Origin of the sequence: Beijerinckia sp. L45 (genome assembly GCF_009765775.1) — a bacterium.
Lineage (GTDB): Bacteria > Pseudomonadota > Alphaproteobacteria > Rhizobiales > Beijerinckiaceae > RH-AL1.
The window spans coordinates 14446-26899 of record NZ_LMUU01000096.1 but is presented as its reverse complement, the minus strand read 5'-3'; the positions used below and the strand labels follow the sequence as shown (position 1 = coordinate 26899).

The 12454-nt window shown below is 65.3% G+C and carries 8 protein-coding genes; 7 read left to right on the top strand and 1 reads right to left on the bottom strand.

Annotation, left to right across the window (positions count from 1 at the left end):
• Positions 1–155: 155 nt before the first annotated feature.
• The 7 genes from GSQ79_RS09815 to GSQ79_RS09785 all read left to right on the top strand — a co-directional run bounded on the left by GSQ79_RS09815 (position 156) and on the right by GSQ79_RS09785 (position 10386).
• Positions 156–1127 (top strand): LysR substrate-binding domain-containing protein, encoded by a 972-nt coding sequence (locus GSQ79_RS09815; RefSeq protein WP_158808535.1) that lies wholly within the window; start codon positions 156–158, stop codon positions 1125–1127.
• 957 nt (positions 1128–2084) lie between these two features.
• Positions 2085–2381, top strand: a complete 297-nt coding sequence (locus tag GSQ79_RS09810) for a (2Fe-2S)-binding protein (RefSeq protein WP_158808534.1) — start codon at positions 2085–2087, stop codon at positions 2379–2381.
• Positions 2378–3778, top strand: a complete 1401-nt coding sequence (locus GSQ79_RS09805; protein ID WP_158808533.1) for a (2Fe-2S)-binding protein — start codon at positions 2378–2380, stop codon at positions 3776–3778. Before GSQ79_RS09810 ends, GSQ79_RS09805 begins: the two co-directional genes overlap by 4 nt.
• Positions 3775–4905, top strand: coding sequence for an FAD-binding oxidoreductase (locus GSQ79_RS09800; protein ID WP_246725233.1), 1131 nt, complete (start codon positions 3775–3777; stop codon positions 4903–4905). The genes GSQ79_RS09805 and GSQ79_RS09800 overlap by 4 nt, the downstream gene beginning before the upstream one ends.
• Before the next feature lie 241 nt (positions 4906–5146).
• The gene (locus tag GSQ79_RS09795; RefSeq protein WP_158808531.1) at positions 5147–7186 is read left to right on the top strand and encodes a hydantoinase/oxoprolinase family protein; all 2040 of its coding nucleotides are present in this window, start codon (positions 5147–5149) and stop codon (positions 7184–7186) included.
• 12 nt (positions 7187–7198) lie between these two features.
• Positions 7199–8956 carry a hydantoinase B/oxoprolinase family protein gene (locus GSQ79_RS09790; RefSeq protein ID WP_246725232.1) on the top strand — a complete coding sequence of 586 codons (1758 nt, stop codon included), beginning with the start codon at positions 7199–7201 and terminating at the stop codon, positions 8954–8956.
• 1004 nt (positions 8957–9960) lie between these two features.
• Complete coding sequence (locus GSQ79_RS09785; protein ID WP_158808530.1) at positions 9961–10386, top strand: hypothetical protein; 426 nt, start codon at positions 9961–9963, stop codon at positions 10384–10386.
• A 285-nt stretch (positions 10387–10671) separates the two neighbouring features.
• On the opposite strand, the gene GSQ79_RS09780 is transcribed toward GSQ79_RS09785, so the two are convergent.
• Complete coding sequence (locus GSQ79_RS09780) at positions 10672–11724, bottom strand: NAD/NADP octopine/nopaline dehydrogenase family protein (protein WP_158808529.1); 1053 nt, start codon at positions 11722–11724, stop codon at positions 10672–10674.
• Positions 11725–12454: the final 730 nt, after the last annotated feature.

Sequence of the window (12454 nt, the reverse complement as noted above, 5' to 3'; positions counted from 1 at the left end):
ACCGACCTCTCGCCGAGATGAATTCAAAAGCCACTATATTCGCATCCAATGCGGAGTTTTCTACATGTTCCACCCCTGCCATTGACTAGATTAGGAATTCTGATGTTATGATGTCTAATGCGAAATACTGCGCATGCTATTCTGCAGGTTATAACATGCCGCGCACCGTCACCCTTCGTCAGATCGAAACCTTCAAGGCGCTGATCGAGTCCGGCACGGTCAGCAAGGCCGCCCAGGTACTGAACATTTCGCAGCCTGCCGCCAGCAAGCTGATGATGCATCTCGAAAGCGATACGGGCCTCAAACTTTTCGACCGTCACAAGAACCGGCTGACGCCGACCTCGCAGGGCTTGCGCCTGTACGAGGAGGTGGACCGGATCTTCGCCGGCATGCGTCAGGTCGAAAGCGCTATCGCGTACATCCGGCGAGAGGACCAGGCCCGGCTAGCCGCGGGTGTCATCCCGGCGCTGGCGGGGGCCTTCGTCCAGGGATCCGCCATGAACATGCTGAAGCGCAACCCGAACGTCTACTGCTCCTTCCAATCGCTCAGTTCGCACTGGATCCTGGAAGCCGTGCTGACCCGCAAGCTGGACGTCGGTCTCGTCAGTTCCTTCATCGACAACCCGAACGTCGTGATCGAACCGCTTCCGGAGCATCCGCTGATCTGCATCATGCCGATCGGACACCCGCTGGCGCAGAAGGCCGTGATACGCCCCGAAGACCTGAACGGCATCGCCTTCGTCGCCTTCTCCAACGCATCCACGACGGGACAGAAGGTCGAGGGCATCTTCAAGAACTACCGTGTCGACGCGAACGTCGTGCTGACGGCCGACGTGAGCCCGACCGTCTGCCAGTTCGTCGCGGCCGGACTGGGGATCTCGCTCGTCCACCCCCTATTCATAGCCGACATGGAGGGACGCGTCGTCTCACGTCCCTTCGAGCCAACGACGACCTTAGGCCTCTCGCTGTGCTTCGTCCGCGACACCCGGAACGCCCGGCTGATCGCCGATTTCGTCGAGGAGACACTGGCCAATGCGAAACGCCTCGTCGAAAGGATCAATCAATCCGCTCCGGATCGGATGCCTCCGACATTGAGCGTCGACGGCAGGGATCGTCCGTTCGCGTGATCGAAAGCGGTTGCTCCCGCCACCTATCGATACGCGACGAATGCCAACGGCAGCTGCCGAACCATATTGGGACTGGATGCGAGACCGTGGCTGAGCAAATCAGGTCGGCCGTTGTGCTTGCCGTCGACCAAAACGCGAATCCGACCTTGCAGCAGACCGCTATTGAATTCATTCGACGTCGCGGCAAGCGCCGTGCGTCGTAGGCCTGGAGTTCGGCGACGGGTGTCCCAGACCGCAGGCGATGCCGTGCGACGGGCCACATCCGACATCTCTTCCAACGCCTTCCCTCAGAACCCGAGCGAGCAATCGACTTCGTAATTCGGCCGAGGCTGACAGGCACCTCTATATAACATAAACCGAGCGATCTATAATACATAGATATATTATCGTCTTGCAAACGGCAGTATCGACTAAATTAGGATGGGTGCCGCGCTTTCTATTTCTACGAATCTATCTATCCTGATCAATGGAAGGGTGGTTGTCCCCACCCTTCCTATTTGGACGTTCCTCCCTAGACTTGGCCGCTCGCTCTCAAGCGACCGGCCCTTTTTCCATTGCGCGAAGCGAAGCGATGAAACGGTCCGCCGGATGCGGGCGCCATAATCTCAGGAATACAAGGCGTGCTTTTTAGCCTTGGACACCACGGCTTGTTGCTTCGTATTGGCTGCAGGCAGAAGGCAACATGCTCGCAGAATTCGTCATCTTCGGACCCGGGGCTCGGGACGGGTCATCTATTCGATCCACGGCACCGAGCAGGAGCGATCTCCCACATTCATCCAGATCGTGCGGGTGCGGAGCCGAGCGTGAGGAAACGCTCGATCGAAACGGCTCCGCCGGCCTGGAGCCTTCGGCCCGCGTATCGGACTGGTGCAGACGTCCAGTCCAAGCGCCTTCCGGCTGGTCGATCGGCGCTATCCGCGCATCCCGGCAAGCCGATCATACCAACAAAGGTGTTCGATGTTTCGAAAGCTGCACGATCCGGAGGCGGAGGCCGTCACGGTCTATATCGACGGCGTCCCAGCGCTTGCTGAAGCGAACGAAAGCGCAGCCGCCGTCCTGATGCGGCAAGGGTCGCCGTGGGCGCGTAGGACGCCGGTGTCGAACGCCAGACGGGCGCCCTATTGCATGATGGGCGTGTGCTTCGATTGCGTTGCGACCGTCGATGGCGTCGCGTCGGTCCAAACCTGCCTCGCCCCCGTCCACGACGGCATGCGGATCGACCGCCAGATCGGCCGTCGAAGCGTGACGCCGTGAGCCGGACGGCCGATCTCGTCATCGTCGGGGCGGGCCCCGCAGGCATGGCCGCCGCCGTCACCGCGCGGCGGCATCAACTCGACGTGCTCGTCGTCGACGAGCAGGCGGCCCCGGGCGGACAGATCTGGCGCGACGTCGAAGCGGTCTCCTGCAAGCCGCAGGCGGCCTTCCTGGGAAACGCCTACCACGAGGGGCTGGCAGCCGTGGGGCGGTTCCGCGCAAGCGGCGCCACGTACGAGCCCAACACGAAGGTGTGGCAGGTCGAAGCCGGCCCGCGCGCCTTCCTGACGCGTGACGGGGCGGCGTCTTCGGTGAAGGCCCGGTCCATGCTCCTGGCGACGGGTGCCCAGGAACGCCCCGTTCCCTTCCCCGGATGGACGCTCCCCGGCGTGATGACCGTCGGTGCGGCGCAGATCATGCTCAAGACGTCCGGACAGGTCCCCGTGGAGCCGGTCTGGATCGCGGCCAACGGTCCCCTCGCGCTGCTCTACGCCGCGCAACTCCTCAAGATGGGCGGGCGGATCGCCGGCTTCCTCGACACCACACCGGCCATCGACGTTTCCGCAACCATCCCGAAACTCGCGGCTGCGGCGTTCGCGGCGCCGGGCGACCTCCTGAAGGGGCTCGGCTGGATCGTAAACCTGCGGCGACACGTCCCCTACATCCGGCACGTCGCGAGGATCGAGGCGTTCGGCACCGATCGCCTCGAACGTTTCCGATACGAGACGGCGAGCGGCGTCGCGGCGACCGTGGATGCCCACCTCCTCCTCGTCCACGAAGGTGTCGTACCATCGATCCATCCCACGCTCTCGTTGGGGTGCGTGCACAACTGGCTCGGCGGCCAGGACTGCTTCGCGCCCGCGCTCGACGCATGGGGGGAGACCTCGGAAGCCGGGATCTTCGTCGCTGGGGACGGCGGCGGCATCGGCGGGGCGGCCGTGGCCTCCCTGCGGGGCGAGATCGCCGGTCTGCGGATCGCCGCCCGTGCCGGTCGCATCTCGGCCGTTGAGGCGCAGGCCGCCGCGCAGCCCATCCGCTCGCGTCTGAAGCGGGCGTTGACGGCGCGTTCGTTCCTGGATGCGTTCTATCGTCCCCGGGCCAGCATCTTCGTGCCGGCGGACGAGACCATCGCCTGCCGCTGCGAGGAGGTCAGCGTTGCTTCGATCCGTGCCCAGGCGGCCATCGGAAGGCCGGGGCCAAACCAGATCAAGGCGTCCACGCGTGCCGGCATGGGACCATGCCAGGGACGACAGTGCAGCTACACGATCGCAAGCGTGCTCGCGGACGCCGAGGGCCGGCAGGTGCCGGACATCGGCCTCTACAGGGTGCGCCCCCCTCTGAAGCCGCTCACGCTCGACGAGTTGGCGTCGCTCGACGACGTGGGATGCCCGACGTGAGCGAAGCGGCAATCGACACGATCGTGATCGGCGGCGGCCTCCACGGCCTTTCCGCCTCCCTGCATCTCGCCCGCGCGGGCCGCCGGGTCGTCGTGCTGGAACGATCATGGGTGGGCCGCCACGCCTCCAGTTCGAGCGCGGCCGGCGTGCGCACGCTCAACCGCGACCTGGCCGAACTCCCGATATCCCTGGAATCCCAGGACATGTGGCATAACATAGAGGCGATCGTCGGCAGCGACTGCGGCTTTCGCGCCTACGGCCAGGTCAACGTCGCCGAGCATCCAAAGCATGTCGCCGTGCTCGAAAAGCGTCTCGCTCTGACGCGCGCCGCCGGCTACACCCACGAGGAGTTGATCGACCGCGCGGAGTTGACGAGGCTCATCCCCGCGATCTCGAGCCATTGCGTCGCCGCGCTGATCGTCCGGACGGACGGCGCCGCCGATCCGCATCTGACCCTCCGGGCCTTCCGTCGCAGCGCGGAGAGCGCGGGCGTGACCATCCACGAGGGATATGGCGTCACGGCTATCGAAAGGGTCGGATCGGACTGGCAGGTCCATGCCGACGGGCGGTCCTTCGTGGCGCCGACCGTCGTCAACGCCGCCGGAGCGTGGGCGGGGGATATCGCGGCGATGCTGGGTGATGACATCCCGCTCGGCCACAAGGCCTCGATGATGATCGTGACCGAGCGTATCGCACCGTTGCTGAAACCGGTGGTCAGCGTCGTCGGGCGACCGCTCTCCTTCAAGCAGTCCGACCAGGGGACGCTCGTGATCGGCGGCGGTCTCCAGGGAAGCGCCGACATCCAGGCGCAGAAGAGCTTCGTCGACTTCTCGGAACTCGCCAAGGGCGCCCGCGCCGCGACCGACCTCTTCCCCTCGGTCGGGCCGCTACGCATAGTGCGGACGTGGGCCGGCATGGAGGGGAAGACCGACGACCATCTCCCCGTCGTCGGCCCATCGCCGACCGCCAGCGGCGTCTATCACGCGTTCGGCTTCTCCGGCCACGGCTTCCAGTTGGTCCCCGTCGTCGGGGCGATCCTGGCCGACCTCATCGTGCATGGCGGCACCAACCGATGCATCGAGGCCCTATCTGCGGATCGCCTCATGGCCCGGAGGCCTGCCGCATGACGCCCGCTCCGCCGCGCCGATCCCGCAACCCGCCGCGGCGCCGTCGCGGGATGCGCTCGGGACCAGGGCCTCCACGGATCCGGCCGGCCCGCATCCGCCCGTACCATCCGGTCTCGCGTCGCGCACCCGTCGCGCCGGATCGGCGCCCATCGCCGCGGTCCGGGAACACCCTCATCGATGCCGATCGGCGGCCGAGCGCGCCCCCGGATCGGACCATGTCAGCAGACGGAGCTAAGAGCTAATGTATCGTATCGGCATCGACGTCGGAGGCACGTTCACCGACTTCACGGTCTCCAATTCCGCGACCGGGGAGAACCTCTACTTCAAAACATCGTCGACGCCGGCCGACCCCTCCGTCGCCATCGTGGACGGCATCCGACAGATCCTCGAGATCCACGACATCGCGCCCGGGGCGATCTCCTACATCGGACACGGCACGACGGTCGCGACAAACATGATCATCGAGGGGCGTGGCGTGCCTACCGCCCTGATCACGACGAAGGGCTTCCGCGACGTGCTCGCCATCGGCCGCCAGACGCGCCCGGCGCTGTACGACACCTCGAAGCGCAAGCCGGAACCGCTGGTCGAGAGGCACCGGCGCCGGGAGGTCGATGAACGGCTGAACGCGAAGGGCGAATGCCTCAGCCCACTCGACGACGGGGACTTGGAGGGCGTTCTCGAAGACCTCGCGAGGACGGGCATCGAGGCCATCGCGGTCTCCTTCCTCCATTCCTACCGCAACCCGGCCCACGAGGAGGCGGCGGAGCGGCTCATCGCCCGCAAGCTTCCCGGCGTGTACATCAGCGTCTCGTCCAAGGTGCTGCCGGAGATCCGCGAGTACGAGCGGACGTCGACGACCGTGCTCAACGCCTACGTCGGCCCCAAGATGGCGAACTACTTCGATCGCCTCCGCACCAAGATCGATGAACTGGGGATCGCGGTCTCGCCGATGACGATCCATTCGAACGGCGGCCTCCTCTCGATCGAGACGGCCAAACGGCTCCCCGTCACGACATGCCTTTCAGGTCCGGCGGCCGGCGTCATGGGCGCCGCCGTGGTCGGGACGGCGGCAGGCTTTCCCGACCTCGTCACCTACGACGTGGGCGGCACCAGCACGGACGTCTCGCTCATCGTCGGCGGCCGCCCGAAGTTCACCTCCAGCCGCGACGTGGCCGGACATCCCGTCAAGCTGCCGATGGTCGACATCCACGTCATCGGCGCCGGCGGCGGCAGCATCGCCCACGTCGACGACGCGAACGCCCTGAAGGTCGGCCCTCGAAGCGCCGGCGCCTTGCCAGGCCCCGTCGCCTACGGGCGTGGCGGAGAGGAGCCTACGCTGACGGACGCGAACATCTGCCTCAACCGGCTCAATCCGGTCGCGCTCCTCGACGGTCGGATGCCGGTCGATCGCGCCGCCGCGATCGCGAGCATCGAAGCGCGGATCGCGCGCCCGCTCGGCATCTCGGTGGAGGCCGCCGCCTTCGGCATCATCCAGGTGGCCGCGGTCAACATGAGCCGCGCCATCCGTGCCGTCACGACCGAGCAGGGCCACGACGTCACGGCGCTCACCCTCTTCGCCTTCGGCGGCGCCGGCCCGCTGCATGCCGTCGAGGTCGCCCGCGAGGCCGGCATCGGGCGCCTGCTCGTCCCGCAGGAACCGGGGACGATGTGCGCGAGGGGCGCCCTGCTCTCCGACGTCAGCCTCGACTTCGTGCGCATGCAACTCTCGCCCGCGACGCCGGAGGGATGGTTGCGAGCCTGCGAAGCCCTTCGCGAGATGGCCGACCGGGGGAACCAGTGGCTCGCCTCGGAAAAGGTCGAACCAGAAGTCCGGGAGTTCAACCTCGCGATCGACGCCCACTACGCCGGGCAGAACCACGAGATCCGCGTACCGCTCGGCATCGCCGACGAGACGGGGCTCGACGGTTTCCTGGAACGCTTCGCCCGAGCGCACACGTCCGGCTACGGATACGACATCCCGGGACTGCCCGTCATCATCGTCAGCTGCCGCCTGCAGGCGGTGGGGCGCGTCCCGAAGACCGTGGCGCCATCCTACGTCGGCGGCGGCAGCGTCGCGGCCGCCCAGATCGACGAGCGCAGCGTCTACTTCGGTCCGGCGGAAGGCTGGCGCGCAACGCCGATCTACCGCCGCTCCGCGCTGCCCATCGGGCAGTCGGTGCCGGGTCCCGCCATCATCGACGAGATGAGCTCGACGACGGTCGTCCCTGCGGGCTGGGGAGCCGTCGTGGATCCCTTCGGCAACATCGTCGTCACAAACTGAACGGAGGCTAGCGTGCCTGATACGTCACAAGAAGCGATTGGTAGCCTCCCTCCCCGCTTCGATGCGGTCGCGATGGAGGTCTTCAGCAACCGCATGCTCTCGATCACCGAAAGCATGGCCATCCACATGATGCGGTCCTCGTTCTCGTCGCAGATCAAGGAGCGTCGCGACTTCTCCGTCGGGATCTTCGACGCGCGCGGAAACATGCTCGCGCAGGGGACCCACATCCCGCTGCACCTCGGATCGCTGCTCGGCGCCGTCGAGGCGCTGCTCGAACGCTACAAGCTCGCGGACATGGCCGAAGGCGACGCGTTCATCTGCAACGACCCCTACCTGGCCGGCGGAACGCACCTGCCCGACATCTCGGTCATCACGCCCGTCTTCATCGGGAACGAGATAGCGGCCTTCGCCGCGAACATCGGCCACCACGCGGACATCGGGGGCGCCGTGCCCGGCTCACTCTCGGCGAACTCCCGTTCGATCTTCGAGGAGGGGTTGCGGATCCCGATCATCCGCATCGCGCGCGCCGGGGTCGTCGACGAGGATCTGTTGAACCTGATCTCCAACAACTCGCGCCTCGCGGAGGAGCGACGGCTGGACCTCAAGGTCCAGATCGCCGTGAACATCCGTGGCGGCGAGGAGACGCGGGCCTTGTTCCTGCGCATGGGCCTCGAGCAAGCCCGGGCGGCCATCGACGACATCCTCAACTACACGGCCGATCGCCTACGCCGCCGCCTGGCGGCTCTTCCCGCCGGCAAGCACAGCTTCACGACGTGGCTCGACGACGACGGCAGCGGGGGCGCGCCGGTGCAGATCGTGGCGACCATCACGCTGGGCGGCGACGCGCTGCACGTCGATTTCCAAGGCACCGGTCCCCAGGCGAAGGGCGCCCTCAACGTCTGCCCCAACGCGCTCCGGGCGACCGTCTACTACTGCGTCAAGGCCTTGCTCGATCCCGAACTGATGGCAAACAGCGGCATGTTCGTCCCGGTGACCATCTCGGCGCCGAGAGGATCGATCGCCAATCCCGAGTTTCCAGCGGCGTGCGGCGTCCGCAGCATGACCTGTCAGAAGATCGCCGGCGCCGTGTTCGGCGCTTTCCGGGAGGTGCTCCCGACCGATCGGCTGATCGCGTCAAGCAACGACCTCCTCCCCTCGATCGCGTTCTCCGGTTCGCAGCCGGATACGGGAAGCTTCTACATATGCGGCGAGACGCTCGGCGGCGGCAGCGGCGCCCGATACGATAGCGACGGCATGGACGCCGTCCACGTCCACGTCACCAACAGCTTGAACCTCCCCACCGAGGCGCTGGAAAACGAGTTTCCGCTGCTCTGCGAGGAATACGCCCTGGTCGTCGATTCCGGCGGGGCCGGACGCCAACGCGGCGGGCTGGGCATCGCACGCCAGGTCCGCGCTCTTCAGGACGGGACCATCTTCTCCGGGCGCTCCGACAGCCACCTCCGGGGGGCCGAGGGGATCGACGGGGGCGGCACCGGCGGGCTTGGCTCGCTGATCCTCAATCCCGGTCGCGAAGACGAGGAACGCCTGCCATCGAAGGTCGCACGCATCGACCTCAAGCGCGGCGAGAGCATCCGGATCGAGACCCCCGGCGGGGCGGGCTTCGGATCGTGCGGCGACCGCCCGATCGAGCTTATCGCGCGCGACATAAGGGAGGGAACGATAACCCGCGCCGCGGCGGAGAGGGATTACGGGTCGATCCGGATCCAGGCCGCACTCCAACCGGACGCGGGGATTTCCAAGCAAAAGTGAGCGCCGACGGAGGGCCGGTGCGGGCGCTGCGGCCACCGGCAACTGCGCCGCCTAGGGTAATTCCCTTGGAGTCCGCGGAGTTCGCGCCGTGCCCGGTAGGCGCAGTTGCCAGCATGCTGCGCTTCCGCGGCGTTCAAGAACCGCACGGTCATCGCGCGAACAGCGAATGGTACGGTGTCGGGCGACGTCGAGCGGACACTTCGGCCGCCGTAACCGGCGTAACTCCGTCGATGTGGCATCAAGGCGGATCTGCGACGCCATATGCTTGGTCGAGAAGCTAGATTCTTAAGACAAGGCCTTCTGCCCACGAGGGCGTAATGCCCGTATCAACGATAGGGCGACACATGCCGACACAGAACGCAGGGACGAGAACGGACGCAACCCTCGGATCGCATCTCAAGGAAGGCGTCCTCGATCCAGGCGAAGGTCCGCTCGCATGCGTTCCTGAAGCCGTTCCCGCATGCACGGGCGCTTCAAAATCATCCCTGAGGGAGGACAAGAGGCGATCGCTTCGCTTCGTCCTGTGGCAGGCGGAAGGCTGCATTGCGCGTGCGGGCCACGAGGCGTGCGGCCTGTCTCGACTGCAGCATCGTTTGATGCTGGAGCAAATCGGAACCGTTTACCCCGGCCTCGATTGAGGTCGCGCGCGGAGGGTCGCGTCGCCGACGGTGGTGCCGAGGTTGAAAAGTCCTTCCGCGAAGCGGCGTCATCTAAACCGACGTCACTTCCATGCGAGCGAAGGCAAGCGGCCTTGAACGTCCGCTTCCTGCCGTTCATAAGGTGAGGACGGATGCGAGACGTCGCGGCGCCGCGACGCGCCATGACAATCCCCTCCACTAGCTTGGCCTTGAGCCAGGCCTGAAAAGCGCTTATGACGGGCCGCTTCGTTCCGGTACAAACCTTTTGCCAAAAAGGCCGGCTCAAACTGCATCGTCTCATTCAAGCGTCCATTTGCCGGTCGTGGCTCAATTCTGACCTCTAACGTGAGCTTGAAACGGTTCCCCATGTCCGAAACAATCAATGTCGGCGTACCACATCCGATCTCGCGAAGAGATGCTGCTCGGCAGCAGATCGAAGCCGCTATCGAGCTTTTCGACGGACGACGATCGGAGGCCGCCGCGATCACGCTTGCGCTCGCCGCCGAGGATCAGCTCCCCGAACCGACGGACGGGAAGACGTCCCTGTTTCAAATCCTGAAAGCTCGGAATACGGGGCCTGACAAGATGGACGCGAACCGCATCAGGAATTGGTTGAAGCACCATAAGGAGCCAGACCAGATCGGGATCAGCGAACTGGATGTGGTCTTCTCCATCCTCAGAGCCGTAAGCAAATACCTTGCGGTTTACGACGATCGTGACAGCGAATCGATGAAGGCCTTCACGATATGGGTCAGGAACAGAGGATATTTCGACGGGAACGTTTCGCGTTAGGCTGGCGTCCAAATGGCGGGCAGAGGACTCGACGATCGCTCGTTTCCAAATCCTAAGCGTCGGCGCATCGCCGATAGCCGCCCAAGGTCAGACGCGGTAACCGTGCCCGCCGGGGGAGCGGACCATCGTCTCCATCTGCACGGCGAGGATGCCGGCGGCACGGACGGCTGCGACGCCCGACCGTGTCCTCTCGTCATGGAGGGCGAGCGGCACGCCACGCGCAGCGACGTGAAGATTTACGAAGCGGATACGCCGCTCGCTTCGGTACAGTTCAGCGCCGCATCGTCATGCAGCGCCGTTCAGCATCGTCAAGGATAGCGGCCCGAGCAACGGCAGGATGTCGTTTTCAGATTCGAAGTCACGCCCGTAGAGCGCGGACATCAGATTCAGACCGCTCGCGTGCAGCGGGACGTGCACATTGGCGAGCGCCGCGAGACGGATCGTCGGCACCAAGCCGAACGGCACGTCCTCCGTGACGTAGCGCGTGTCGAGGGTGGTGGGACCATTCACACCTTTAGGACGCTGCGCCAGCACCTCGGCCATGTCCGCAAGCGGAGCGATCGGTATGCCGAACGACGCGTGGAAATGCTCGTGGACGGTCCGCACCTCGACGCCGAAGGCCTTCGCGATCGACAAGCGCTCCAGATCGAGCGCCTCGATCAACCGCGCGACGGCCGGCGTCAGGTTTCGGTTCTGCCCCCACGTCTCGCCAAGTTCCATCCGCGTCAGGTTGCATAAGGCGATCGCCAGATGGTTTTGGGCGTTCATGTTGCTGAGCGCCAACGCCAGAAGGCCTGTCCGCGACGAAAAGCGGTCCCCGAACAACGCGCGACAGACGTCCACGGCGATCGTGGTGGCAGAACCCGGAAGCACGGTCACATCCACCCGGGCCCTGATGGTCCCCACGGTGACGGAGACGTCCGAGGTCTGCCGCCCGGTGGTGACGGTCGTCCCAAGCGCGGCGATCGTCGACGCGACGCCGCGCGTTCGCAGCAAACCCTCCAGGTAAAGCGCACCGAGCGACATGTGGGAACTGAATACGACGACCTGCTCGCTGCGAAGATGTGGCGCCGCGGCGCCTATCACCTGACGGTAGCCGTAGCCTGGGACCGCCACCACCACCGCCTCGGCGTCCGCCAACGCATCGGCGCAACTCTCGGCCACGCGCGGCTCATAAAGGCCTTCGACGGCACCTGTCGCCTGCAATGGGGCGCCGGCGGAAAGCGCTGCGGTGCGCCGTCCGGACGGGGACCAGAGCACAACGTCATGGCCGTTGTGGCAGAGGAGCGCTGCATTTCCATAGGCTACCGCACCGGCTCCAAGGATGGCGACCTGCATCGAGAACTACTCCGTTGAACGTCAATAGGACCCGGAAGCGAGGCTCCGGGCGGTAAGCGGGTCAGACGGTTCCCCGATGGGACGAACCCGGCCTTTCTCCGCGAAGACGCACACTGCGCATACACACGGACAAGCACAGTGCGCGCGTACGGTGACACTGCAGCACGCTAGGATCGATGGTACGACGAGGATGGACGCCGACACCGAATTCAGCCAAGCCAAGACGTCATTCAGTTCCGTCCGTAGCGATCATTCTCCTACTTCTCGGAACGGTACGCGTGACAGGCGTCAGCTATCGAACTCTGAACCCGTTTTGCGCCAACCCTTTTAGCGTAGGCGAGGAGCGGTCGAGGTTCGACATCCAGCCCGCCCGGTCTGGGCCGAGCAGTCATGATGACCATAGGCGGCGCTGTAAGAATCCGTCCAATCGAAAAAAGCGCCTCCCGCATTCTGCGAGGTTATACCCGCAAGCCCGACGTGACCTTGATCCGGGGACGATGGGACGCCCGTGAGAATTCAGGCCCGGACCGCCAGAACCGACACATGGAGGGGAAGGCGATGCCTGTACATCTGTCATCGCTCATACTCGCCTTTGGGTGATCACGTCCGCCACATCGGCGCCGGACGGCAGATGCTTGGCAAGCGTGACGATCCGAAGTAGCTACGAAGGATTGCCAAAAATGCATCGACCGGCGTGTGGAGCTAATTCGTGCAAGGGATTGAAGGATCC